This window comes from Micromonospora sp. MH99 (assembly GCF_021442385.1).
Classification (GTDB): domain Bacteria; phylum Actinomycetota; class Actinomycetes; order Mycobacteriales; family Micromonosporaceae; genus Micromonospora.
The window spans coordinates 13,997-39,362 of record NZ_MUZA01000037.1 but is presented as its reverse complement, the minus strand read 5'-3'; the positions used below and the strand labels follow the sequence as shown (position 1 = coordinate 39,362).

20 protein-coding genes are annotated in these 25,366 nt (G+C 71.2%); 7 read left to right on the top strand and 13 right to left on the bottom strand.

All coding sequences use genetic code 11. The features are described from left to right. Nucleotides 1-59: 59 nt before the first annotated feature. The gene (locus B0E54_RS19550) at nt 60-446 is read left to right on the top strand and encodes a DUF2267 domain-containing protein (RefSeq protein ID WP_234586748.1); all 387 of its coding nucleotides are present in this window, start codon (nt 60-62) and stop codon (nt 444-446) included. 83 nt (nt 447-529) lie between these two features. Here B0E54_RS19550 and B0E54_RS19545 read toward each other — a convergent pair whose 3' ends face one another. Together B0E54_RS19545 and B0E54_RS19540 are read right to left on the bottom strand one after the other, a co-directional pair. Then, a complete protein-coding gene (locus B0E54_RS19545) occupies nt 530-3,361 on the bottom strand; it encodes a ricin-type beta-trefoil lectin domain protein (protein WP_234586746.1) in 2,832 nt (943 codons plus the stop codon). 250 nt (nt 3,362-3,611) lie between these two features. Beyond that, a complete protein-coding gene (locus tag B0E54_RS19540) occupies nt 3,612-4,445 on the bottom strand; it encodes a copper resistance protein CopC (protein WP_234586743.1) in 834 nt (277 codons plus the stop codon). 102 nt (nt 4,446-4,547) lie between these two features. Between B0E54_RS19540 and B0E54_RS19535 the strand changes: the two genes are divergently transcribed. Genes B0E54_RS19535 through B0E54_RS19525 form a run of 3 tightly spaced genes read left to right on the top strand, consistent with a single transcriptional unit; the run spans nt 4,548 to nt 7,207 of the window. Then, nucleotides 4,548-5,024 (top strand): hypothetical protein, encoded by a 477-nt coding sequence (locus B0E54_RS19535; protein WP_234586741.1) that lies wholly within the window; start codon nt 4,548-4,550, stop codon nt 5,022-5,024. Nucleotides 5,025-5,029: 5 nt separating this feature from the next. Then, nucleotides 5,030-6,397, top strand: a complete 1,368-nt coding sequence (locus B0E54_RS19530; RefSeq protein ID WP_234586739.1) for a hypothetical protein — start codon at nt 5,030-5,032, stop codon at nt 6,395-6,397. A 42-nt stretch (nt 6,398-6,439) separates the two neighbouring features. Then, nucleotides 6,440-7,207, top strand: a complete 768-nt coding sequence (locus tag B0E54_RS19525; RefSeq protein WP_234586737.1) for a nucleotidyltransferase domain-containing protein — start codon at nt 6,440-6,442, stop codon at nt 7,205-7,207. A gap of 43 nt (nt 7,208-7,250) precedes the next feature. Here B0E54_RS19525 and B0E54_RS19520 read toward each other — a convergent pair whose 3' ends face one another. From B0E54_RS19520 to B0E54_RS19505, 4 genes are all read right to left on the bottom strand, one after another. After that, nucleotides 7,251-8,645, bottom strand: a complete 1,395-nt coding sequence (locus B0E54_RS19520) for an FAD-dependent oxidoreductase (RefSeq protein ID WP_234586734.1) — start codon at nt 8,643-8,645, stop codon at nt 7,251-7,253. 187 nt (nt 8,646-8,832) lie between these two features. Next, nucleotides 8,833-9,609 carry a methyltransferase domain-containing protein gene (locus tag B0E54_RS19515; RefSeq protein WP_234586732.1) on the bottom strand — a complete coding sequence of 259 codons (777 nt, stop codon included), beginning with the start codon at nt 9,607-9,609 and terminating at the stop codon, nt 8,833-8,835. A gap of 155 nt (nt 9,610-9,764) precedes the next feature. Then, the gene (locus B0E54_RS19510) at nt 9,765-11,489 is read right to left on the bottom strand and encodes a hypothetical protein (RefSeq protein WP_234586730.1); all 1,725 of its coding nucleotides are present in this window, start codon (nt 11,487-11,489) and stop codon (nt 9,765-9,767) included. A 212-nt stretch (nt 11,490-11,701) separates the two neighbouring features. Further along, nucleotides 11,702-13,264 carry a bifunctional NAD(P)/FAD-dependent oxidoreductase/class I SAM-dependent methyltransferase gene (locus tag B0E54_RS19505; protein ID WP_234586728.1) on the bottom strand — a complete coding sequence of 521 codons (1,563 nt, stop codon included), beginning with the start codon at nt 13,262-13,264 and terminating at the stop codon, nt 11,702-11,704. Between the two features lie 74 nt (nt 13,265-13,338). Between B0E54_RS19505 and B0E54_RS19500 the strand changes: the two genes are divergently transcribed. After that, nucleotides 13,339-13,932, top strand: a complete 594-nt coding sequence (locus tag B0E54_RS19500) for a helix-turn-helix transcriptional regulator (RefSeq protein ID WP_234586726.1) — start codon at nt 13,339-13,341, stop codon at nt 13,930-13,932. Between the two features lie 133 nt (nt 13,933-14,065). On the opposite strand, the gene B0E54_RS19495 is transcribed toward B0E54_RS19500, so the two are convergent. The 6 genes from B0E54_RS19495 to B0E54_RS19470 form a co-directional block, all read right to left on the bottom strand. Beyond that, a complete protein-coding gene (locus tag B0E54_RS19495; RefSeq protein WP_234586724.1) occupies nt 14,066-16,033 on the bottom strand; it encodes a discoidin domain-containing protein in 1,968 nt (655 codons plus the stop codon). 155 nt (nt 16,034-16,188) lie between these two features. After that, entirely contained in the window at nt 16,189-16,368 is a 180-nt protein-coding gene (locus tag B0E54_RS19490; protein WP_234586721.1) for a hypothetical protein, read from the bottom strand. 19 nt (nt 16,369-16,387) lie between these two features. Next, nucleotides 16,388-17,266, bottom strand: a complete 879-nt coding sequence (locus tag B0E54_RS19485; protein WP_234586719.1) for a carbohydrate ABC transporter permease — start codon at nt 17,264-17,266, stop codon at nt 16,388-16,390. An 11-nt stretch (nt 17,267-17,277) separates the two neighbouring features. Then, complete coding sequence (locus B0E54_RS19480; RefSeq protein WP_234586717.1) at nt 17,278-18,252, bottom strand: carbohydrate ABC transporter permease; 975 nt, start codon at nt 18,250-18,252, stop codon at nt 17,278-17,280. A 72-nt stretch (nt 18,253-18,324) separates the two neighbouring features. Next, nucleotides 18,325-19,647, bottom strand: a complete 1,323-nt coding sequence (locus tag B0E54_RS19475) for a carbohydrate ABC transporter substrate-binding protein (RefSeq protein ID WP_234586715.1) — start codon at nt 19,645-19,647, stop codon at nt 18,325-18,327. A gap of 167 nt (nt 19,648-19,814) precedes the next feature. Continuing rightward, a complete protein-coding gene (locus tag B0E54_RS19470; protein ID WP_234586712.1) occupies nt 19,815-20,792 on the bottom strand; it encodes a LacI family DNA-binding transcriptional regulator in 978 nt (325 codons plus the stop codon). 117 nt (nt 20,793-20,909) lie between these two features. Here B0E54_RS19470 and B0E54_RS19465 point away from each other — a divergent pair, with 117 nt between their 5' ends. Further along, nucleotides 20,910-22,733 carry a glycoside hydrolase family 35 protein gene (locus B0E54_RS19465; RefSeq protein ID WP_234586710.1) on the top strand — a complete coding sequence of 608 codons (1,824 nt, stop codon included), beginning with the start codon at nt 20,910-20,912 and terminating at the stop codon, nt 22,731-22,733. A 125-nt stretch (nt 22,734-22,858) separates the two neighbouring features. On the opposite strand, the gene B0E54_RS19460 is transcribed toward B0E54_RS19465, so the two are convergent. Next, nucleotides 22,859-24,184: a hypothetical protein gene (locus tag B0E54_RS19460; RefSeq protein WP_234586708.1), complete on the bottom strand. Its 1,326-nt coding sequence runs from the start codon at nt 24,182-24,184 to the stop codon at nt 22,859-22,861. A gap of 200 nt (nt 24,185-24,384) precedes the next feature. Between B0E54_RS19460 and B0E54_RS19455 the strand changes: the two genes are divergently transcribed. After that, nucleotides 24,385-25,365 (top strand): DUF2804 domain-containing protein, encoded by a 981-nt coding sequence (locus B0E54_RS19455; RefSeq protein ID WP_234586706.1) that lies wholly within the window; start codon nt 24,385-24,387, stop codon nt 25,363-25,365. Nucleotide 25,366: the final 1 nt, after the last annotated feature.

The following is a 25,366-nucleotide window of genomic DNA, read 5'->3' as shown; positions in this document are numbered from 1 at the left end:
GGGTTTGCCGCCGGTCGGCCCGGGTAGCCACGCGTCTCGGCAACGGAAAGGGCGGGACCATGGCCGATCTGGGGTTCGTCGACAAGGTCGCGGCACGGGCGGGCATCCCGCCCGCGCAGGCACGCCCGCTGACCGAGGCCGTGCTGCAAACGCTCACCGAGCGCCTCAGCGGCGGCGAGGCCGCCGCGCTCGCTCCGCACCTGGCCGCCGAGTTGAGCCCACTGCTGGTCAAGGCCACCGAGCCGCCGGAAGCGTTCGGGTACGACGAGTTCCTGCGCCGCGTCGCCGACCGCGCCGGAACGGACCGGCCCGGCGCCGAGCGGGGCGTGCGGGCGGTCCTGCAGACCATGCACCGGGTGGTCGGGCACCGCGAGTTCACCGACGCCCTGTCCCAACTCCCGGCGGACCTGCGCGCACTGGCCCAACCCCTGCCGCACGGCCCCTGACCGACGCCGTGTCCGGCCTGGCCGTCCAACTGTCGGCGCAAAGCGCGGTCTGACCGGCCGGCGGCCAGACCGCGCCCCGGGCGTCAGCCCGCGGTGACCACCCACTTCTGGTGCGCGCCACCGACGTACGTGCCGATCTGGATCTGGGTGCCGTCGGCGCTGGCGCCCCCGGCGGCCTGCAACACCTTGCCCGACTGCGGGTTGCGGATCGACCCGTCGGACTGCGGCTGCCACACCTGCGAGCCGGTGCCGTTGCAGGTCCACAACTGCACCTTGGTGCCGTCGGCGGTGCCGGCGTTGTCCACGTCGAGACACTTGCCCAGCGCCCGGTACGTGTCGCCGGACCGGCTCCACGACTGCGCTCCGGTGCCGTTGCAGGTCCACAACTGCACCTTCGTGCCGTCCGCGGTGCCGGCGTTGTCCACGTCCAGGCACTTGCCGCCGATGCCGGTGATGCTGCCCGCGCCGCTGGCGGCGCTGCCGTACACCTCCAGCTCGTAGATGCGCGCGGCGGTGTCGCTGGTGCTGGTCGGCGCGGTGACGGCCAGCCGGACGTAGCGGGCGCCGGGCGCGGTGACGTCGTGCGTCGTGGTGCTCGCCGTGTTGCCGGTCACCGTGGCCCGGGTGGTCCAGTTCGTGCCGTCGGGACTGGACGCGATGGTGAAGTCCCGGGTGTTCCAGGCGGCGTCCTCACCACCGGCGCCGGCGTGCTTCACCACCACCCGGTTCACCGCGTAGCTGCCGCCCAGGTCCACCTGGAGGTACTTCGACGTGCCCTTGGAACACCACTTGTCGCCGTTGCCGCCGGTGACGCTGCCGTTGACGGCCTTGGCCGGCCCCTCGGTCGTCGAGCAGGAGCTGTCCGCGGTGGCCGGCTTGTTGAGCGCCAGGTTGGTCCCGCCACCGGGCGGGGTGACGCCCGGGATGGCGTTGAGCGTGTACCACGCCTCGGTGCTCCACAGCGACTGCCCGCTGGTGGAGGTGAACGGGCGGGGTGAGCGCAGGTAGACCACCCGGCCGGCCTTGCGGCCGTCGACGGTCAGGTTGACCTTCCGGCCGTCCGCCGAGAGGGTGGCCCCACTGACCGTCAACGTCTCCTCGTCGATCTTCGGGCCGCCGTAGTTGGACGTCGCCTCGTACCGCCACTGCTTGACCTTGTAGTGGGCGGCCAGGTTGGCGGCGGTCTCCGCCGAGACCGGCTGGGTGTACTCCACCTCGAAACCGGCGGTGTTGGCCCGCATGGCCAGCATCTCGAACGTGCTGGCGCTGTTCGGGGTGAGCTTCTGCAACCCGTACGTCAGCTTGCCGGTCTGCCCCCAGTTGCCGCCCGCGCCGAGCCCGCCGACGTAGATCGCGCCGTCCGGGCCGAGGTTGACCTCGGAGACGCCCGCCTCCAGGCCCTGGGTGAGGCGGAACAACGCGCCCTGGTACTCGCCGTTGACCTTCTCCACCGAGGCGCGCTGGAGGCCGCCGTAGGTGACGTCGCCGATGACGAACTGCCCGGCGTACCGCCCGGTGGTGAGGTAGAGCGGCGTGCTGGGGGAGTTGGCGATCTCGTTCTGCGGCATCCAGAGCACCGGCGGGGTGACCGGGTTGGCGTCGAACGGGCCCGCCGGGGTCATGTAGTGGTTGAAGAAGCGCCCCTGCTTGATGTGCACCAGCTTCGACGACGGCAGCCAGCCGCCCTGGTTGTCGGTGACGAAGATGCCGCCCTCCGGACCCCAGCCGATGCCGTGCGGCGTCCGCAGACCGCCGGCGATGTAGCTGACCGCGCCGGTGTCCTTGTTGACCCGGATGGTGGTGCCCCGGTTGGCGGCGGGCTGCGGCACCGTTGTCGCGCCGCCGTAGTCGATCGACACCGACAGGTTCACGTAGAACGAGCCGTCCTGGTAGAGCAGACCGAACGCGAACTCGTGGAACTTGCCGCCGTACGGCCAGGTGGCGACGGTGTCCAGGCGGTCGGCCACCTCGTCGCCGGTGGTGTCCACGAGCCGGGTCAGCCGCTGCTTCTCCGACACGTAGACCACGCCGTCGACGACCTTGAGCCCCATCGGCTCCTTGAGCCCGCCGGCGATCTTCTTGGTGGTGACCGACCCGGGACCTGTCGCGCCGCCGGTGTTGCCCATGATGTACACCTCGCCGTCCTGGGAGGTGCCGGACTGGTCGCTGCCACCCCAGGTGCTGATGACGAGCCGGCCGTCGGCCAGCCAGTCCATCCCGGTGACCTTCGGCTGGAAGCCCGAGGGCCGCAGGTTCGTGAGCGTGTAGCCGGGGTGCACGCCAGTGAGCGGCAACCCGTCGCCGGGGGAGTCGGTGACCCCCTCGCACTCCTTGCGCCCCGGTGCGGTGACCCGCACGACTCCGGCGTCGGTGCTCAGCGCCGAGGTGGGCACGACCACGAAGGACGACGAGCCGGGCGTCCGCCACTCCAGGGTGATCTGCTGGCCGCCGGTGCGCTCGAAGTGGTCGATGCGCAGGGGGTGCAGCCCGGCCGCGAGGGTGACCGCGCCCTCCTTGGGCGGGGTGGCGCCGTGCAGGCCGTCATGGTTGATCACGACGGTGTTGTCGATCGTCAGCTTGGAGCCGTCGTCACTGCTGAGCCGGAAGGTGTAGCTCCCGGCCTGGGTGATGGTGATGTTGCCGAGCACCTGCGAGACGAAGTTGTCGTCGAAGCCGAAGTCGGCCGGCGACGTCCAGTTGATCGTGGACATCAGCTTGTCCACGTTCGGGGTCTGCGCGGGCTTGAGAGTGCAGATCTCGGAGAGCGGTACCTGGACGTCGTAGACGCGCAGAGTGACGCCCGGTTCCTGCTCGGGGGCGGCGTCGGCCGGGTCGGCCCAGAAGCCGACGGCGAGGACGAGCGCGAGCGCGCCCAGGACGGGACTGCGGAATCGGCGCAGCAGCGGTGTGCCCATCGTTCCTCCACAGAGGATAGGAGTGACCGACGGCCGGTGTGCAGCGATGTGAGGCGGTGGCCGCCGGCCCGGTCCGTAACGTCCTCGACGCCGACGAGTGACGATCCGGAAACACCGGGTTGATGGGTCGAGACATTAAGGGCTTTCGATCTGACTGTCCATGCCTTTGCATCGATACATCAAAAGTTCCCGATGTCCGTGCGAAAGGTCGCGGTGCTTGTCCTCGAATGCCCGGAGATGCCCCTCCGGGTCAGCGGCGGCCGCGACGAGCCGGCCGGCGGTCCGTTCCACCGCGCGGACGCGACGCCGCACCCCGTGGACGCGGCGCTGCGCCGCGCGGACGGGCGGTGCCGCCGGACGCGCCTTGCGCCGGCCGGCGACGGGCTGCCACGACGATGATCGTGCCGACGACCACGACGACGGCGGCGGGCACCACCCAGGGCGGAAGACCTTCCGCCGGTGGGGACGCCGGCGGCGCGGCCGCGGGGGTGGCGTCCGCCGGGAGTGTCGCCGCCGGCACGGCGGAGGCCGAAGGGGTGCCCTCGGCCTGGGCGAGGAGGGCGGGCTCGGGACCGTTCGTCGGTGCCGTCCAGCCGGCCGGGGCGGGCGTGCTCGGGCCCTGGTAGTCGAAGGTGACGGTGCCCCGCACCGCTTCGCCGTCCGACGCGACAGTGAGATAGCTGGCGGTGTAGCGGCCCTTCGCCGGCCAGTGCGCGACGGTAACCATCGCGGGAAAGCCGGTGTGGTACAGCCGCGGCTCGAAGACCCCGTTGACCATGAAGTACTCCTGGACCGGCTTGTCCAGCCGCTTCGGCTCGCCGTGCGACCAGCCGCTGTCCACCCGTGACCCGTTCGGCCCGGTGAGGGTGAAGTGCGCGTTGGAGGCCGGCTTCTCGGTGAAGTACAACCCGATCTGCGCCAGGGGCTTACGGACGACGGTGCCGGTCAGCGGCGTGGAGGTCGCCAACTGCCCGTGCGCCGAAGCCGGGGCGGCGGGCAGCGCCAGGGACACCACCAGCAGCGCCGCCAGCACCGCGACGGTACGGCACACAACGTGACAGACAGTGACCAGCCTCGATCGCATTCGTTCATCATGGTCATTTCCCCACCGCCGAACAAGACGTAGAGTTCACCCTCCGACGATCAGCTCGACACCCCGTCCCCCCGCGTCGTTCGGAGTCCGCCCGTGCTCGTCCGTACCCTCGGTGGCCACCGCACCGCCGTCCCCACCGCCCTTTTCGTCACCGGCCTGCTCAGCGCCCTGCTCACCGCCGGCTGCGGGCAGGACGACGACCCGTCCGTCGCCGCCCCCTCGACGCCGGCCACGTCGACCGCCGCACCGAGCGCCTCCGCGCCGGCCTCGGCGGACAGCCCGACTCCCGCCGCCAGCACGCCCGGGGCCGACCGGGAGATCACCGTGACCATCGCCAAACGACGGATCAGCCCGCCCACCGGCCGGGTGACCGTGACCAAGGGTCAACTGGTCCGAATCACCGTCACCTCGGACGTCGCCGACGAACTGCACGTGCACGGCTACGACCTGGGGGCCCGACTGCCGGCCGGTACGCCCGGCTCGGTGGAGTTCCGGGCCGAGAAGACCGGGCTGTTCGAGGTGGAGACGCACGAGACCGAGCTGGTGCTGTTCCAGCTCGTCGTCCGCTGAGCGGGATGCCCGCCGCTCCCGCGCTGCTGGCGCACGGCGTCGGCGGCCGCCAGGACCTGCCCATCACGCTCCCCGAACTCGTCGTCGCCGCCGCGCTGACCCTGGTCGTCACGTTCCTCGCCCTGGGCCTGCTCTGGCGCGAGCCACGCCTCGACCGGGACGCCGCCGGTGGCCGGCCGCTGCCCGACCGGCTGGCCGGCCTCGTCGACGCCCCCGCGTTCCGGTGGGCGCTGCGCGCGCTGGGACTGCTCGCCGCCGGCTGGTTCTGCGTCGGCCTGCTCGCCGGGCCGGACACCCCGGACAATCCGACGGCCGGCGCGCTCTACGTGCTCCTCTGGGTCGGGCTGGTACCCGCCTCGCTGCTGTTCGGCCCGCTCTGGCGGGCCGTCAACCCGCTGCGGACCGTGCACCTGCTCGTCGCCCTGGCGGCGCGGCGCGAGCCCGCGCGCGGCGTCCGGGAGCTGCCCACCGGCGTGGGCCTCTGGCCTGCCGCGCTCACCCTGTTCGGGTTCGTCTGGCTGGAACTGGTCGCGCCGGACCGGGCCACCCTGCCGGTCATCACCGCGTGGCTGGCCGGGTACGCAGTGGTCATGCTCGGCGGCGCCGCGCTGTTCGGCGCGGGCTGGTTCGACCGGGCCGACCCGTTCGAGGTCTACAGCGCGCTCGTCGGCCAGCTCGCCCCGATCGGCAGGGCCGCCGACGGAGTACTGGTGTGGCGCAACCCGCTCGACGGGATCGCCGGACTGCGGCCCCGTCCCGGGCTCGTCGCCGTGGTGATCGTGCTGCTCGGCTCGACCATGTTCGACAGCCTCTCCAACGCGCCGGCGTGGCTGCGCTTCTCCCAGGAGGACGCCCTGCCCCCGGCGGTCACCGGCAGCGCCGGACTGATCGTGGTCATCGGGGTCGTCGCCGTGGCGTACCTGCTCGCCACCGGCGCCGCCGCCCGCGTCGGCGGTCCCCGACCGCCAGACGCCGCGGGGCCGTCGAACCCTGCGGGGTCGCCGCGGGTGCCGCGCGAACTCGCGCACTCGATCGTGCCGATCGCGGTGGGCTACGTGGTGGCGCACTACTACTCGCTGCTGATCCTGGAGGGTCAACGCACCGTCGCCCTGCTGTCCGACCCGCGTGACACCGGGGCGGACTGGTTCGGCACGGCGGGCTGGCAACCGCACACCGGGCTGGTCACCCCGTCCGGGGTGGCCAACCTCCAGATCACCGTCATCATCGTCGGGCACCTGCTCGGGACGCTGCTCGCCCACGACCGCGCCCTGTACCTGTTCCCCCGGGCGCGGGCGGTGGCCGGCCAGCTCCCGCTACTCGCGCTGATGGTCGCGTACACCGTCGCCGGTCTGCTGCTGCTCTACGCCGGTTAGGGCCGGTGCCGACGCGCCCGGGCCCACGGGTGAGGATGGGGCGTGGACCCTGCTCTTCGGCGCTACCTCGACGACCTCGTGGACACCTCCCGGGACGTGCTCGGCGGCGATCTCGTCGGGGCGTACGCGGCCGGGTCGGTGGGACTCGGCGCGTACCAGCCCGGCCGGAGCGACGTGGACGTGGCACTGGTCTGCGCCGGCCCGCTGACCGAGGCAACCAAGCGGACGCTCGTGACACGGTTGCGACACGAGGCGCTGCCCTGCCCGGCGCGCGGGCTGGAACTGGTCGTGTACCAGCGGGCCGTGGCCGCGGCCGGCAGCCCCGAGCCCGGCTTCGAGGTCGAGCTGAACACCGGGCGCGCGATGCCGTTCCGCCGCACCCTCGACCCGGCGGACCGCCCGAGCGCCGACGGTCGGTTCTGGTACGGGCTGGACCGCAGCATCCTGCACCAGAGCGGGATGGCGCTGCTCGGACCGCCGGCGGCGGAGGTCTTCGCCGACCTCGCCCCGGCCGACCTGCGTCGCCTGCTGATCGAGGCGCTGACCTGGTGGCTGGCCCTGCCGACGCCACCGGGCGACCGGCCCGCGCCCGGCGTTCAGGACGCGGTGCTCGGCGCCTGCCGCTCGCTGGTGCGCCACCGCGACGGTGCGTGGCTGTCCAAGGTGGACGCCGGCCGGCGGCTCGTCGACACCGGCGACCCGGATGAGGTGATCCGCCGGGCGATCGCCGCGCGACACGGTGGGCCACCGCCCACGGGTGCCCAGGCGCGTGCCTTCCAGGAACGGGTACGCGCCGAGATCGCCGGCTGACCTCGCCCGGCGGGACGTGCTCAGCGCACCGGGTGGGACGTGCTCAGCGCACCGGGCGGGACGTCAGCGACGCGAAGAGCAGGTTGAGGCCCTCGGCCATCGTCGGATGCGTGATGACCGCGTCCCGCAGCGCGGTCCACGGCATGCCGGCGAGCATGGCCAGCTGCACCGAGGTGATCACCTCGCCCGCCTCCGGGCCGAGCAGCGCCGCGCCCAGGATCTGGTCGGTCCGGGCGTCGATCACCGCCTTCCACATGCCCTGCGTCTGGCGCAGGGTGCGGGCCCGGGGGATCGCGGCGACGGGCAGGTGGGCCACCTGGACGTCGTACCCGGCGCGGCGCGCGTCGCTCTCGCTGAGACCGACCCGCGCCAGCTCCGGGGTGGTGAAGACGGTGTACGGGATGAGCCTCCCCGCCGTGCTGCGCTGCGCACCGGCCAGGTTCGCCCGGATGATCCGATAGTCGTCGAGAGAGGCGTGGGTGAACTGCGGGCTGCCCGCGACGTCCCCGGCCGCCCACGTTCGCTCGGCGCTGGTGCGCAGGTACTCGTCGACCAGCACGAAGCCCCTGTCGTTGAGTCGGACACCTGCCGCGTCCAGCCCGAGCCCGTCGGTGACCGGCGCCCGGCCGGCCGCCACCAGCACGTCGTCACCGGTCACCACGCTGCCGTCGTCGAGCGTGATCCGGGCCGTACCGTCGGCGTCGCGGTCGACCCGGGCGACAGTCACCCCGACGCGTACGTCGATGCCGTCGTCGAGGAAGACCCGCATCATCGCGTCGCCGATGTCGGGGTCCTCCCGGGTCAGCAGCTGGGGACCGCCTTCGATCACCGTCACCGCGCTGCCGAACGACGCGAACATCTGCGCGAACTCCACCCCGACGGTGCCACCGCCGAGCACCACCAGTCGTGCCGGCAGCCGGTCCAGGCGCAGCAGGTCGTCGCTGGTCAGCACCCCGGCCTCGGCCATTCCGGGTACGGACGGCAGGTACGGCCGGGTGCCCGTGTTGACGACCACGTCGTCGCCGCGCAGTAGTCGTTCGCCGCCGTCGGCCAGTGACACCCGCACGGTCCGCTCGGCCACGAAGCGGGCCTGGCCGATCACCAGGTGCAGGCCCGAGTCGAGGAACTGCTGCCGGTTGGCGGCGACCATGCCCTCGACGACGTCCTGCTTGTGCGCCCGCAGCAGGTCCACGTCGACATGCCCGCCCTCGACCACGACGCCGAGCGCGGCGGCGTGGCGCAGCTGGCGGGCCGCCCGCGCGCTCGTCACCAGGGCCTTCGTGGGGATGCACGCGACGTTGATGCAGCTACCGCCGATCATGCCGCGCTCCACCATCGCCACCCGACGGCCGGACCGGGCAACGTCCATGCTCAGCGTCTTGCCGGCCTTGCCGCCGCCCACGACGAGCAGGTCGAAGTCCTCCGGTTGGTCGGTCACTGGCGCTCCTTCCGGCCACGAGGCGCTCCTGGGTCGCCGGTCGGGCCAGCGGCGGTCGGTGCGTGTCGGCCAACCCAGCCTGCCAGCTCCGGCGCCACGTTCGGGATGGTTCGGTGCAGAATCGTCCCCGGTGCGTCGTGCCCGACGACGGTGCGGCGCCGAGTCGGGACCGGACCGCCGCGCGGCGTCAAGCTTCGGCCGTGACCAGGTACAGGGTGAACCCCGCCAGCAGGGGACCGTTCGTGAGACGTCGCAGCCACGGCTGCACGTCCGCGTCGGCCAGCGCGCCGGCCGCGACGGCGCGGGCCGAATTGCGCCGCAGCCCCAGGATCCGGTCCGCCGTGTCGAAGTCCCGAAAGACGACGGCGATCGCCTCGACCGATCTCACCCGCAGGCCAGCCCGCGCCGACAGCCGGACCAGCTCCCGTCCGACAGTCGCGTTCCGCACCCGCCCCGCGACGAAGCGGGCGAAGCCGCGGCTCGTCCGCACGTCCTCGTCGGCGACCGCGAGGGTGTCCCAGTCCGGCTCGGTCAGCGCGAGCACACCACCCGGGCGCAGCACCCGACGAACCTCCCTCAGCACCATCGCGGGATCCGCGACGTGCATGAGGACCCGGTCGATCCGGGCCCGGTCCATGCTGGTGTCGTCCAGCGGAAGCGCGTGCGCGTCGCCCGCGCGCAGGCCGATCGTGGGCCGGTCGGTCAGCCGCCGACCGGCCTCGGCGAGCATCCGCGCGTCACTGTCGACTCCGACAACCCGGCCGCCGGCCTGCACGGCGTCGGCCAGCCGTCCGAGATCGGTCCCCGGGCCGCAGCCGACGTCCACCACCGTGTGCCCCGGCCGCAGATCGAGGGCGTCGAGGGCACGCCTCTTGTAGTCGCGTCCTACAGCGGTGGCCGCGGCCGTGTCGAGGTACGCGATCTGATCGGCGGCGGTGGGCGTCGCGCTCGGGTGGTGGCTCATCGGCCCATCCAAACAGCGGATTGTGGGCGTATCGCGAACACGGCGCGCAGATCCGGTGTAGGCCACCGTCGACGACGGGCCGGCCTGGCCGCGCCGAACCGCGAGCTCGGGCCCCACGCGCCGCTGCGCGGGGCCCGGGTCGACAGAAGGCGGGGTCAGTGCCGGGCGGTGCCGTTGTCGCTGACCGGTTGCCCGAAGGCCAGGAACGGTACGGGCGTCGGCGGCTCGGGCCGCGTGAAGATCCGCTCGGCGTCGTTGGTGGGCGACCCCGACGTGGCCGTCTGATCGGCCGGCTCCACCGGGTACCGCAGGGGCGGCCGACCGGGCCGCTCGCCGTCGGCGTGGTCGACACCGACGTGCTGACCGTTGGCGTGCTCGCCGTCGGCGTGCTGACCGTTGGCGTGTTCGGCGTCGGCGTGCCGACCGTTGCCGTGCTCGGCGTCGGCGTGCTCGACCTCGGCCCGGGTGTCGTCCGCGTTGGTCCGGTCGGCGTCGGTCCGGTCGGTGTCGGCGCGGTCGGCGTCCGCGCGGTCGGCCTCGGCGCGATCGTTCGCGGGCCGGTCCACGGGGAGCAGCTCCACGTTCGTGCGGGACTGGTTCGACCGGGAACCGACCATCGGGTACTCGGCGGTCTCCGTGCCGCCGGCCGCGGCGGCCATCACGGCGGCGGCGGCCAGGTCGGCCACCCGCTTCGCCTCGCGCTGCACCCGGGCGCGGACCTCCTTGGCGTGCCGCTCGGCGGAATCTCCGGCCCGTCGCGCCTCGTCCAGCCGGGTCGCCTCGGCGGTCAGGTCCCGACGCACCTCGCTCAACCGCTGCTGGAGGCGGGACAGCTCGTTCTCCAGGGTCTCGCCCTCGTGGCGCACCTCCGCGAGCTGCTGCTGGGCGGTTTCCAGCTCTGCGTGCAGCTGGTCCGACTCCTGCCGGCGCTCCTCGATCTCCTGCTGGAGCGCGGTCAGCTGCTCCTGGTGGCTGGCCGCCTGCTCGTCGGCCCGGTTACGCAGCTCGGTCACGTGCTGTTGCGCCTCGGCCAGCAGCGCGGCGATCTGCTGCTCGGTGGAGCTGCGCTGCTCGGCCAGCTCCTCCTGGGCCGCGGCCTGCAACTCGGCGATCTCCTGCTCGGCGGCGCTGCGTCGCTCGGCGACCTCGCGCTCCACCCCGGCCTGCCACTGGGCCATCTCCTGCTGGTTCTTGGCCCGGGCGGCCTGGACCTCCTGCTGGATCTGGGTGCGGGCGGACTTCATCAGGGCATCGGCGGCGACCCGGGTCTGGTTGAGCTGCTGAGCGCTCTGTTCGGTGGTGCGCTTCGCCTCGTGCTGGGCGCGCTCGTGCGCGGCCTCCCCGTCGGCGCGCAACTGCTCGGCGCGCTCCCGGATCGCGGTCAACTCGGCCTCGGCCACGGCACGCCGCTCCTCGTACGCCTGCTCCTGCTCGGCGCGTCGCGCGGCCAGCTCCTCCGACAGGTCGTGGCGTGCCTGCGCGGCCCGCTCGCGGGTGTCGGCGAGGATCTGCTCGGCCTCGGTGCGCAGCTCGTTGGCCCGGTCGCTGGCCGACTCGGTGATGAGGGCGGCCTGCTTCTCGGCGAGGGTCAGAATCTCGCCGACCATCGGGCCCAGATCCTGGAACGAGGCGCGGTCCACCTGCACCGGCTGCTCGTGCAGCTCGGCCAGTTCGGCGCGCAGCCGCTGCACCTCGGCGGTCAGCTCACGGACTCGCACCGCGGAGCGTCCGTGCTCGCCGCTGAGCATCGCGATCTGGCCGTCGAGCTGCTCCAGGTGTCGGTCCACCTGGCGTTTGTCGTAGCCGCGCAGGGTGAGCTCGAAGCTCGGCCGCGAGGCCGCGTCGTCGCGTGCTGCGAGCGGCTCAGCGCCGATGGACATGCACCATCCTCCGTACGATCGGGGCGTCAGGGCCGGCGGTCAACCGCCCCTGCGGGCCGTGAGTGTGGCGCAACGCTACCGCCGAGCCCACCCCCGTGCGAAGGCCCGCCCCGCCTCGGCCCCGCTCCTTGGTCGATCATGGAGCCGTGGTGCCCGGAAAGCCCTGATCCGCGGCTCTTGTCATCCACCACGACTCCATGATCGACGCGGGCTCAGCGGCGGCGGGCCAGCAGCACCGCGTCGTGGTGGACGACGTCGTTGGGGCCGGGGCGGGGGCGGGTGTCGGTGACGAGCACGTCCCACCGGGTCGGGTCCAGCGAGGCGGCCACGTCCTCGGCGGTGTACATCATGTCCGGCATGTGCATCCGGTGCCCCGACGTCCACAGGTCCGACGGGTGGTGCCCGACGATCAGCAGCACGCCGCCCGGGGCCACCGCGTCGGCCAGCCTGGCGAACAACTCACGCCGCTGCGTCGGGGGCAGGTGCATGAACTGCGCCGACACCAGGTCGTACGCCTCCTCGGCGGGCGGCTTGTCGCGCAGGTCGGTGTGCGTGAACTCGATCCGGTCAGCCACCCCTGCGGTCTCGGCGTGCTCGGCGGCCCGGGTCAGCGCGGTGGTCGAGATGTCCACCGCGGTCACCCGCCAGCCGCGCTCGGCCAGCCACACCGCGTCAGCGCCCTCGCCGCTGCCCACGTCCAGCGCCCGCCCCGGGGCCAGGTCCGCGGCCTCGGCGACCAGTTGCGGGTTCGGACGTCCACTCCAGACGGCCGGCTTGGACTGGTAGCGCTCCTCCCACGCCGGCTCCTCGAAGGTGGTGGCCACCAACTGCCGGTACGCGGCCACCGCGTCGCGGGTGTCCTCGGCGATGAGGTCGGCGTTGATCGCCGCCCCGGCCATCAGCCCGGCGGCGGCGGACGTGATGACCTGACCGCGCAGGTCGGCCACGTTGCCGGCCACCCACACCCCGGGAACTGTCGTCGCCCCGGTCGCGTCGGCCGGGATCTGGGTGCCGACCACGTGCCCACCCATCGTCACCTCCTCCGGGGCCAGACCCAGCCCCACCAGCAGGTCGGCGCGGGGCGCCGTACGGGTCGCGACCACCACCACGTCGAGCGCCACCACCCGGCCGTCGGCGAGCCGGACTCCGCTGAGCGCGTCCCCGCTGACCTCCAGCGCGGCGACCGGGCCGGGCACCACCGCGATGCCCCGGGCGGCCAGCCGCTCGGCCGTCTCCTCGTCCGGGGTCGGGGCGTCGTGCAGCAGGAGCAGCACGTCGGAGGTCCACTGCCGCCACATCTCGGCCTGGTGCACGGACATCGGCCCGGTCGCCAGTACGCCGACCCGCTGGTCCCGCACCTCCCAGCCGTGGCAGTACGGACAGTGCAGCACGTCACGGCCCCATCGCTGCGCCAGGCCGGGCACGTCGGGCAGCTCGTCGGTGAGCCCGGTGGCCACCAGCAGGCGGCGTGCCCGCACCGAGGCCCCGTCGTCGAGGGCGAGCCGGAAGCCACCGTCGTCGCGGGTCGCGGCCTGGACCCGGCCGGCGCGGAACTGTCCGCCGTACCCGGCCACCTCGGCGCGTCCGACCGCGAGCAGCTCGCCCGGCGGCGTCCCCTCCCGGCCCAGGTAGTTGTGCACGTGGTCGGCCGGCGCGTTGCGGGGCTCGCCGGAGTCGATCACCAGCACCGACCGCCGGGCCCGGCTCAGCGCCAGGGCTCCGCTGAGCCCGGCCGCGCCGCCGCCCACGACCACCACGTCATATGTCTCGTCCACCGGAATGTCCCCCTACTTGTCGGCTGAGCCCACCATCCGTCGTAGCCGTTCGGGTGGCAAGTATCCTTGCCGTTATGGCAAACGAGGACAGCGCCGCGCTGGCGGCCGTCGGCCCCCGGCTGCGTGCCCTGCGCCACCAGCGCGGCACCACGCTCACCCAGCTCGCCGAGCTGACCGGCATCTCGGTGAGCACCCTGTCCCGGCTGGAGTCCGGCACCCGCCGACCCACCCTGGAACTGCTGCTCCCGCTCGCGCGGGCGTACCAGGTGGCGCTCGACGAGCTGGTGGACGCCCCGGCCACCGGCGACCCCCGCGTACGCCCCAAGCCGATCGTCATGCACGGCGTGACGTACCTGCCGCTGACCCGCCGACCGGGCGGCCTCCAAGCGTTCAAGCAGATCTTCCCGCCGGACCCGTCCGCCGGGGGGCGAACCCCACAAGCCCACGAGGGGTACGAGTGGCTCTACGTGCTCTCGGGCCGGCTGCGCCTGCTGCTCGGTGACCGCGACCTCATCCTGACGCCGGGAGAGGTGGCCGAGTTCGACACCCGCGTCCCGCACCTCTTCTTCAATCCCGGTCCCGGCACCGCGGAGGCGCTCAGCCTCTTCGGGCCGCAGGGGGAGCGGCTGCACGTCCGCGCCCGCCCCGCGAAGGCCGAGGAGCGGTAGGCGCTGGCTCGGGCGGCCGTGGGCCGGTGGAACGCGGTCCGCAACGTAACGGGCCGAAACCCGAGAACGTCACCGGCGGCGGGCACGCAGGGAGCCTCCGGCGCGATGCCGGAGGCTCCCTGGTCCGCCCCGGTCAGTTGAGGGCGTAGATCTCCGCGGCGGTGGTCCACGGGTTGCCGTTGACCTCGCTCAGGGCGCGCAGCCGCAGGTACTGCCCGGTCTTGGCGGTGAACCGGACCTCCTTCTGGCTGGCGTTGTTGGCGAAGGTGCCGGTGGCCACGGCCGTACCCCAGTTGACGCCGTCAGTGCTGACGTAGACCTCGTACTGGCCGATGCGCCCGTTGGCGGCGCCGGAGCCGCTGTCCTGCCGGGGCAGGTAGCGAATTCCGGAGACGGAGTAGCTCGCACCGAGGTTGATCTGGATCTCGTGGGGCATCGGGGCGTTGCCCCCGGTGTACTTCGTGTGCCAGATCGTGCTGAGGTTGCCGTCGAAGGCGTTGGTGGCCGCCCCGTTCTCGGCGGTCGTCTCCTGGCTGTCCGTGTACTTCAGGGACCAGCCGGTGCGGGGGATGACGCCGGCGCTGGGCACGCAGACGGTGCTCAGCTGGTGGGCGCCCCGGTCGGGACGGCACCCCTGGGTGACGACGCCGCCGAAGTAGTCCCGGCTGCCCGGGTTGGTCATGACCTGGCCACTGGCCAGTGCCGGCGAGCCGGCGCGCAGCCGGTAGCCACCGGCGTCGCTGATCGAGGTGGCGGTGCCCGGCGCGACGAACAGCGGATCGGCCGTGATCTTGTTCGAGTCGGTGGGCTCACCGGCCGGGTGCTGGCCGTAGAACACGTTGGAGTCGAACAGCAGAGCACCGGCGTTGTAGGTGGCCTGGGTCGTGGTCACGTAGAAGATGTTGTTGTAGAACTCCACGTTGGCGCCGGCCGAGCCGTTGCCGTTGTTGATGATCTGGGCCGCCTGGCCGACGTAGAAGACGTTGTTGTAGATCTTCGTATTGGTGAGCTTGCCGCAGACCAGGTCGAAGATCTGGCCACGGTCGTTCTGGCTGATGTTGTAGCGCACGATGTTGTCTGCGGTGGTGGAACCCCCGCCGTTGCACAGCAGGATGAAGCCACCCTCGTTGTCGTGGCTGTAGTTGTACTGGTAAATGGTGCGGATGTTGCCCTCGTCCAGGTCGAGGCCCTGCCCGTCACAGGTGCTCCGGCCGCCGCTCACCTCGTTGAACTGGAACAGGGCGTCGTTGATGTTCCAGCCCCAGATGCCTGCGGCGCACTGCGCGGGCTCGCGGACCCGGAAGCCGTCGACCCGGTTGTTCTCCACCAGGGCGCTCTGGGTGTGGTGCACGTCGATGGCGTCGCCGCCGATGTCGGTGACCGTGTTGCCGCGTACGACGACCCGGGTCTGCGGAAGCCAGTTGCCGCAGGTGGAGCCGCAGTTGGGGTTGGCCAGTTCGGGCCGGACCATCCAGCGGGTCCAGAAGTGGATGCCGTAGCGGTCGACGGTGGCGATCGTGTTGTTGTTGATCAGCACGTCGTCGAACTTCGTCTGCGTGGTGTAGCCCAGAACCTCGAAGAAAATGCCGGCGCTGGCGTCGTCGTCCTTCTTGGTCTGGTTCCCGTTGACGTCGTGGACGCTGAGCCCGGTCACCCGGTAGTAGGTGCCGATGCCGGAGTTCTCGCGGATGATGTGCACGCCGCGACGGGTGGCGATCGCCGAACCCTTGTTGGAGATGTCCAGGTTGCGGATCTCCCAGTACTGCTGGTTGTAGAGCTTCACGACGTCGACGACCGCACCGTTACCAGCCAGCACCGGCTTGGCGCCGCTGCCGTACGCGTCGATGACGATCGGTGCGCCGGCCGCGCCGGAACCCTTGGGGAAGAGTTGCTGATTGGCGCAGGTCGTGCCCCGCCGGATCAGGATCTGGTCTCCGGCGGCGAACGTCCTGGCGTTCACCGGCGTGAAGCTGTTCCAGGGGCTGGCCTGGGTGCCGCTGCCCGACGTGCTCGCGGAACAGTCGACGTAGTAGTTCGCTGCGGCTGCCGCGGCGGGGGGCGCGGCGACAAGTACTGCGGTGGCTAGCGTGGTCAAAGCCACCAACGAGGACCTGAACAGGTGCATCGAGAGTCCTAACCGTGGGGTGGTTGGGGGATTCGTTCACTTCCTGGGAGATATCCGGCGCGCACGACCGGGAGATGACGCCGGCGACGGAACCGGTGGACCGCGGGCCCGTCCGCCGACGGGGGTCCGAGTCACCGGAACTTGCGGTTGTAGTCCGCGAGAAGACCGATCAGAACGGCGAGCGCCACGAGCATGATCGCGAGGCTTCCCCAGCCGACAGTGGGCCGGACGACCACCACCGTGACGACGCAGGCCAGCGCGACCAGAATCCGGGCGACGACGAGCAGTACGACAGGCGTCGGTTTCTTCATGACATCCCTTTCTCGGGCCTCAGCCCTTGACGCCGCCGGCGGCCATGCCCTGGATCAGGCGGCGCTGGATCAGCGCGTACAGGAGCAGCACCGGCACGATGACGATGACCATGCCGGCGTAGAGCCGCCCGGGGTCCGCGGCCGCCTTCTGGGCGGCCATCAGGTTGAGCAGGCCGACCTGCAACGTCTTGCCCTCGCCGGGCAGCAGCGTCAGCGCGATGATGAAGTCGTTCCAGTACGCCAGGAAGTTGAACAGGATCACTGTGGTGACCGCCGGGCGGGCCATCGGCAGCATCACCCGCGTCATGATCCGAAAGCGGGATGCCCCGTCCAGCAGCGCCGCCTCCTCGAAGTCCCCGGGAATTGACCGGAAGTACGCGCTCAGCAGGTAGATCGTGAACGGGATCGAGGTGGCCGCGTAGACCAGCGCGAGCATCGCCGGGTTGTCGAGGAAGAACCCGTCCGGGAACACGTCGACGAGCGCGCGGTCCCAGTCGACGAGCATCAGGAAGATCGGCACCACGATGTAGTTGACGTTGACGAAGAGCCCGGCGAGCAGCGCCACCTCGACGATGCTCTTGCCGCGGAACTCGTACCTGGCGACGACGTACGCCGCCGGCACCGAGACCGCCAGCACGAAGACCAGGCCGAGGAGGGTGACAAGCACCGACGTGGCGAAGTAGCGGCCCATGTGCGCGCCGCCGAACGCGTCGACGTAGTTGCGCAGGTGCAGGCCTTCGGGCAGGGTCCAGGGGCTGCCGAAGAACTCGCTCTTGCGCTTGAGCGAGGCCACCAGCACCCAGGCGACCGGGATCACGATGAGCAGGGTGATCCCGCCGACGAGCAGGTGGGTGAGGCCACGGCCGGGGCGCGGACCGGATTTGTTGATCGTGGTCATGGAAGTGTCCTCTAGAACTGGAGGGGCTCACGCCGGGTCGCGCGGCTCACCAGGAGCGACACGAGGAACGAGAAAGCGAAGATCACCACGCCGATGGCCATGCCGTAGCCGTAGGCCGAGTTGGTGTACGCCTGCTTGTACATGTAACTGAGCAGCACCTCTGAGGCGCCGTCCGGACCGCCGCCGGTCATCGCCCTTACCAGCACGAAACTGAGGTTGACGGCGCTGAGGATGAAGAAGGTCAGTGTGGTGCGCAGGTTCTGCCAGATCAGCGGCAGCGTGACGGCGAAGAACTGCCGGGCGGCCGACGCGCCGTCGAGCGCCGAGGCCTCGTACAGCTCCTCCGGGATGCTCGCCATGCTCGACATGTAGATGACCATGTAGTAGCCCAGCGACTGCCACAGCATCGCTGTCGCGACCGAGTAGAGCACCAGCTTCTGGTCACCCAGCCACACCTGTTGCAGGCCGTCCAGCGAGAGCAGCCGGAGTGTGCCGTTGAGCAGGCCGTTCTCCTGGTCGTAGACGGCCGAGAAGATGGCCGCGATGACCACTACCGAGAGCACGTTCGGGACGTAGAGCACGAACCGGTAGAAGGTGTGGCCGCGCAGCTTCTGCCGGGTCATGACGGCCGCGAGGAACAGGCCCATCCCCATCGTCACCACTGTCACGACGACGAGCAGCGCGACGGTGTTCTGGAACGCGCGCAGGAACTGCTCGTCGTCGAGCAGCTTGCTGAAGTTGTCCAGGCCGACGAACCGCATCTGCGTCGAGAAGCCGCTCCAGGTGTAGAGCGACATCCGGAACACGCTCACCGTCGGCCAGATCATGAACAGCGCGAACAGTGCCAGCGCCGGCAGCAGGCAGACGGCGACGAACCGGCCGTCGCCGCGCCGGCCACGCGCGGCGCCACCGCGCGTCGACGTCGGGGATCGACCGGGCGCACGTTTGCTGGCGCCCGGGGTTGGTGGAGTGCGGGTCGTCGTCACCGTGACCAGTCCTTGGCTCTCGCAGGGGGAAGGGAACGGCGGCAGCCCGGATCCCGGGCTGCCGCCGGGGCGTCACTTGCCCGCCTGCCGCAACTTCTCGCTGGCGTCGTTCAGGGCGGTCTGCCACTGGTCGACGGTCTTGTCGCCGCTGATGATGCTGTTCGCGGTGTCGAAGAGCGTGCCCTTGATGTTCACGCCCTCGACGGGGGCGGTGCTGGCGAAGCCACCGACCAGGGCGGTGATGCTCGGGTCCTCGTAGAGCTGGTAGAACGGCGCGATCTCGGCGGGCAGCGTCGAGGCGATGCCCTTGATCGGCTGGATCGCGTTGGCCTTGGCGAAGATGCCGGCGGCCTCGTCGGAGTAGAGGTACGCGACGAAGTCCTTCGCGGCGTCCTTGTTCTGGGCGCCGCTCGGCACCCAGGCCGACTCGACGATGGTGGTCAGGTAGCGCTTGCCACCTGCGGTGACCGCCGGCAGCGGGGCCATCGCCCACTCGAAGCCCGTGGCACGCGGCGCGTCCTTCATCTCGCCGACGACCCACGTGCCGTTCGGCATGAACAGCGTCTTGTTGTCGAGCAGAGACTGCTGGTTCTTGGTGAAGTCCTGCTCGTTCGCGTACCCGACGGTGGTCTTCGCCGCGTAGGTCAGCAGCTTGGCGGTGATGTCCAGGACCTGGCGTGCCTGGGCGGTCTTCCAGACACCCTCGGAGTAGGTCATCGCCTCCTTGTAGAACTGCTCACCGCCGACATCGGCGAGCAGGGCGAAGAAGAACGAGTCCAGGTAACCCGCGGTCGGGTACGTGAACAGCGCGATGCCCTCGGCCTTGGCGGCGTCGCCGAGCTTGAACATGTCGTCCCAGCTGGTCGGAACCTGCCAACCCTTCTGCGCGAAGAGACCCTTGTTGTAGACCAGGCCGGTCGGCGCGTAGTACATCGGCATCAGGTAGGTCTTGTCGTCGTTGTACGGGTTGGTGCTGAGGTTGCCGACGATCCCGTCGGCGAGCTTGGACCGTACTGTGGACTGCTCGCCCGGCACTGTCATGTCCAGAACGCCGGTGAGGTCCTCCAGCGCCTTGTCCTTGACCAGAGTCTCGGCGAGCGCGGCCTTGCGGCCCTGGGGCAGCACCACGACGTCGGGGAACTTGCCAGCCTTCATGTTGGGGCTGATTTCGTCCTCAAGGGTCTTCGAGAGCTGCAGTTGCACATCCACGTCGGGGTGCTTCGCCTTGTAGGCGTCGACGACCTGGACGTACATGTCCCGGCCGTAACCGCCCTCGAAAGCCGCGATCTTCAGCGTCTTCTTGCCGTCGGCGTCGTCGTTCCCTCCGGAACAGCCGGCGAGCAGGCTCAGCGCTGTCGCCGCGGCGACCGCAAGGACGATTGGTCGTCTCAACATGGTGGGGGGCCTCCAAGGGCGGTGCACACGGCGGTGCGGAATTGAGCGGTGTGGACGAGGCACGGCATCGGCCCACAAGATCGCGGGCGGGCCTCGCGTTGTTACTGTGGCACCCGTAACATGAGTCGTCAAGAACGATGTGCCAACAGCGCGGAGGCGCGCAGGGGTCAGCGGGACCGCGGTGCGGCGGTCGACTCCCGGACGATGAGGCTCGGCTGCGCCACCGACTCGCCGGCGCCCTCGCTGCCCAGAAGGAGCGCGACGGCGGCCGCCCCGGAGCGGTAGAAGTCCTGGCGGACAGTGGTGAGCGGCGGGTGGCAGTACGCCGCCAGCTCGATGTCGTCCACGCTCACTATCGACACGTCCGCAGGCACCGATCGGCCGCGCTCGCGCAGCGCCCTGATCACGCCGAACGCCATCTCGTCACTGGCCACGAAAATGGCCGTGACCTCCGGAATCATCGCGAGGATCTGCCCCTGGCGGTAACCGGATTCGGGCGACCAGTCGCCCTCGAGCGCTGGCGGCGCGTCGATCCCGGCGGTGGTCAGGCACTCCTGCCAGCCCTGCCGGCGCTGCCGTGCCTCGATCCACTCGTCCGGCCCGGCCACGTGCCACACCTGGCGGTGCCCGGCGTCGAGCAGGTGCTGGGTGGCGATGCGCCCGGCCTCGTGCTGGTCGATGCCCAGCACCCGCGCACCTGTGGTGCGCGAGCCGTCGACAGTGACGGTGGGGATGTCCCGGGTGATGTCCTCCATCCGCTGGGTCACGGAGATCAGCGGGACCGCGATGATGATGCCGTCGACGCCCTGGTCGGACAGCTTGAGCAGGGACTTTTCCATCATGGCGGTGTCCAGCTCGGCGAGGGTCGCGATGCTCACCGAGTAGCCCGCCTGCCCGGCCGCGGCCTCCACCCCGGCGGTCACCGCGGAGCGCGAGTAGTAGCCGCCGGCCTGGAGCAGGACCAGGCCGAGGGTGAAGCTGCGCCCGGACGACAGCAGCCGGGGGGCGCCGTTGTACCGGTATCGGAGCTGCTCGACGGCGGTGAGCACGCGCCGACGGGTCTCGGCGTTGACGTTCGGTGAGTCGCGCAGGGTGCGCGAGACCGTCTGTGCCGACACGCCGGCGGCCCGTGCCACGTCAGCCATGCTCGGCTGCTTGCCACTCATTGTCGCCTCGGTCATCCCCGTCGCCCTCCCGGAACGTGCTACGGGCGCATCCTACCGGCATTGTTACGAATGGCACGGGTAACATAGGCTGCCACCATGATCGAGACCACCCGGCGGGGCAGCGCGGTAGCGCCGCCGACGAGACCCTCGCCCGCACTCGGCTGGCACGACCGCCAGCTCTACCGGCACGGAGTCCCGCACCGCATCCTGTCCGGCGCCCTGCACTACTTCCGGGTCCACCCCGGGTTGTGGCGCGACCGGATCCGGCGGCTCGCCGACCTGGGTCTGAACACCCTCGACACGTACGTGCCCTGGAACTTCCACCAGCCGTACGCCGATCGCGCGCCGCGCTTCGACGGGTGGCGCGACCTCGAGGCGTTCATCGCGCTCGCCGGCGAGGAGGGTCTCGACGTCGTCGTGCGGCCCGGCCCGTACATCTGCGCGGAGTGGTCCAACGGTGGATTGCCGGCCTGGCTCACCGCCCGCGACGTGGCCCTGCGCACCTCCGACCCGGCGTTCACCGGGCCGGTCGGGTGGTGGTTCGACGAACTCATACCCCGCATCGCGCGGCACCAGACGCACTCCGGTGGACCGGTCGTGGCCGTGCAGGTCGAGAACGAGTACGGCAGCTACGGCGACGACGAGGCGTACCTGCTGTGGAACCGCGCCGCCCTGCTCGACCGCGGTATCACCGAGATGCTGTTCACCGCCGACGGCCCCACCGAGCTGATGCACGACGCGGGTACGGTGCCGGGCACGCTCGCAGCCGCCACCCTCGGGTCGAAGCCCGAGGCCGCCCGTGCCCTGTTCGCCCGGCGCCGACCCGACGAACCGTTCGTGGTCGCCGAGTACTGGAACGGCTGGTTCGACCACTGGGGCGAGCGGCACCACGTCCGCGCCGTGGACAGCGCCGTCCGCACTCTGGACGCCATCATCGCCGAGAGCGGAAGCGTCAGCCTCTACATGGCGCACGGCGGCACCAACTTCGGGCTCTGGGCCGGCGCCAACGCGGAACGAGGCCGGCTCCAGCCCACCATCACCAGCTACGACTCCGACGCGCCGATCGCCGAGGACGGGGCGCTCACCGCGAAGTTCCACGCCATGCGCCGGGCGCTCGGCGCCACCGGGCCGCTGCGGGTACCCGAGCGGATGCCGGTCCTCGCGCCGGCGCGGGTGCCGTTGACCCACCACGCCGACCTGATCGCCGGCCTGCGTGCGGTGCCGGCGCCGGAGTCGACAGGGCCCCGGCCGGCCACCTTCGAACAGCTCGGCCTGGACGCCGGGATGGTGCTGCTCACCGCCCACCCGAAGATCCCCCCGGGGGAGCACACGATCATCCTGACCGACGTACGCGACCGGGCCGTCGTCCTCGCCGACGGCGTGCCGATCGGGGTGGCCGACGGTGCGCATCCGGAGATACCGATTCACGGCACCGGGGCGGCCGTGCGCCTGGAGGTCCTGGTGGAGAACCTGGGCCGGGTCAACTACGGCCCGTTGGTCGGACAGCACAAGGGCCTGCTCGGCCCCGTGCTCGTCGATCGCCGGATGGTGCACGGCTGGACGAGCTCGCCTGTCGCCCTGGCCGAGTGGACACCTGACGACCTGCGCCGTGCGGCGGGTGCCGGACCGGCCAGCACCGGCGCCGGCTTCGCCGTCGCGACGGTGCGCCTCGACGAGCCCGCCGACACCTTCCTGGCCCTGCCCGGCTCCGTGCACGGCCTGGTCTGGGTCAACGGATTCCTGCTCGGCCGCTACTGGGATATCGGCCCGCAGGTCACCCTCTACTGCCCGGCACCGCTGCTGCAAAGGGGCGAGAACACGTTTGTCGTCCTGGAGACCGACCGGCTCGGCTCGGTCCTGGAGTTGCGCGACCGGCCCGAGCTGGGCCCCACCGAGGAGTACGTCGAAGAGTTCGACTGACCGTCGGCCGGTGGTCAGCGCGCCGGTCGCGCGGCGTGCCGACGCACGACCTCGCTGCCAGGACGGCGGCGGCAGCGCGACGGGCCCCGGACGCCCGCGTGGACGTCCGGGGCCCGACCGGCTGGTCAGTGGCGCCTGCGGTGACGGCGCTTCGTGAAAAGGAATGCCAGGCCGACAGCCAGCAGCGCGGCACCGCCTCCGGCGGCGGCGAGCGGCAGGGCCGTCGAGCTGTCCTCGGCGGCGGCGGTGAGCTCCTCCGGGCCGGTCTCGGTCACCGGTTCGGAGCTGTCGCCCATGGCCTCGGTGGCGGCGCTCGCGCTGGGGGTGGGCGTGGCGGCGCTGGGGGTCGGGGTCGTAGTCGGTGACTTCGAGGGAGTCGGGTCGAGGGAGGCCAGCGAGTCGCCGTTGAGCGCGACCTTGACCTTGGCCTGACCGCCGCCGGAGGAGACGACGGCGACGGACAGCTTGCTCGCCTTGTCCGTCAGTTTCGTGATGGCGTCCGTGTTGGGCGGTGCGTTGTTGGCGGCGGTCTTGTTCGCCGTCGTGGTGTCGATGAGGGACGAGGAGCCGTAGGAGCCCTTGGGGACGCGGTAGGCGTGCACGCCCTCGAGCTTCGCGTCGAAGTTGCCGGCCGCGTGGCGGTACTCGATGACGAGCCGGTCGCCGCCCAGGGCGATGTCCAGGGCGCGGACTCCGCTGCCCTTGCCGTGCAGGGAGCGCAGCGTGTAGACGCCGGACTTGGTGACCTTGACAGACGCCCCGCCGGAGAGCCATCCGGCACGGATCATCTCCGGCGCGGAGAAGCCGGCCGGCCGGTACCCGCCGGCCATGATGCTCGTGTGGCTGGCGCCCGCCTCCTTGCACGCGCCCAGGTTGCCGCCCGTGCACTGGACGCGACCCTGGTGACCGAAGCCCAGGTTGTGCCCGAGTTCGTGGCCGACGACGTCGATGCCACTGGCGGTGCCGTACAGGTTGATCCAGGTGGTCGGGCCGGGCAGGGTGGCGAGGCCAGCCCAGGGGCATTCGGTCTTCTGTGCCGGAAAGACGATCGAGAGGCTTTCGTAGTCCTTGCCCGCGACCAGTCCCCGTTTGGCGAGTTCGTCCCGGGTCATCTGGTTGATCTTGCCCTGCGGGCAGCCGGCGGCGCTCAGGTCCAGCTTGATCGGGCCGAGGAACTGCTCCTTGATGGCGGGTACCACCGTGTACTGCCCGCGCGAGACCTCGGACAGGAACGACGCGGCCGAGTCGCTCTTCGCCCCGAAGTAGGTGTCCGGCGTGGACGCCTTCACCTTGTCCGGGAACTGGAAGGACGCGTCGTTGAACTCCACCAGGACGGGGAGGATCTTTCTCTTCACCGGTGCGGCGGATGCGGGGGTGCCGGGGAGCATGGCGGTGGTCAGCACGGCGATGCCTGTGGCCAGAGCGATGCGGCCGAGGGCAGACAGCTTCATGGGGTCCGGTTCCTTCGAGGGGATGCAGGGCGCCAGGGACGCCGACGTCCGCGACACTGTCGCTTCGCCTGGATATCCACTTGGAGCACCAGGGAGAGTCAGTTAATCGGACATCCAATGTCTGATGTCGTATGACCGTAGGGCGCATCAATATCTTCGTCAAGTGCTCGCCGAGAGCGGCGGGGGATATCGTGCACGTCGTGACGCATGAACGTGAGCTGCTCTCACCTGTCGATCTGTGCCAACGGAACGGGCGGCTCAATCCCGCGGCGGTGGGCTGGACCCGCCGCCCCCTGCACACCGCGAACCTGCGCGGCTGGGGCCGGACCAAGCGGTGGGAGTACTGGGGCATCGTGACCCCACGGCACATCGTCGGGCTGGTCGCCTCGTCGCTGGACTACGCCGGTGTGCACAGCGTCTACGTGCTCGACCGGGACAGCGGCACCGAGACGAAGGCCGACGTGGTGGTGCCGCTCGCGCGGGGGACGATGCTCCCGCCACGGTGCGGCGTGGGCGAAGCGGAAGCGCGGGGCGGTGACCTGGCGATCCGGATCACCCAGCGCCCGGACGGCACCGCCATCTCGGCGAGTGCCCCCGGCGTACGGCTGGCGGTGGACGTGCCGTTGCCGGCCGGTCACGAGTCACTCGGCGTGGTGGTGCCGTGGAGCCCCACGCGATTCCAGTACACGGTCAAGGACGTCGGCCGCCCGGTCCTCGGCACGCTGGACCTGCACGGCCGGACGTACGAGATCGGTGGACCCGACGCGTTCGCCGTGCTGGACCACGGTCGCGGCAGGTGGCCGTACTCGATCGCGTGGAACTGGGCCGCCGGCGCCGCGCCGGGACGGGCGATCCAACTCGGCGGTCAGTGGACCGACGGCACCGGGGTCACCGAGAACGGCCTGTTCGTCGACGGCCGCCTGCACAAGATCGGCGAGGAGCTGCGCTGGACGTACGACAGGTCCGACTGGCTCCGCCCCTGGCGGATCAACGGGGAACGGGTCGAGGTCGAGTTTCAGCCGTTCCACGAGAAGGTGGCCCGCACCAACCTGGGTGTCGTCGCGAACGAGACGCACCAGTGTTTCGGGCACTTCTCCGGCTGGGCGACGACTGACGACGGTACGACTGTGCGCCTCGACGGGCTCGTCGGCTGGGCCGAGGAGGCACGCAACCGCTGGTAGT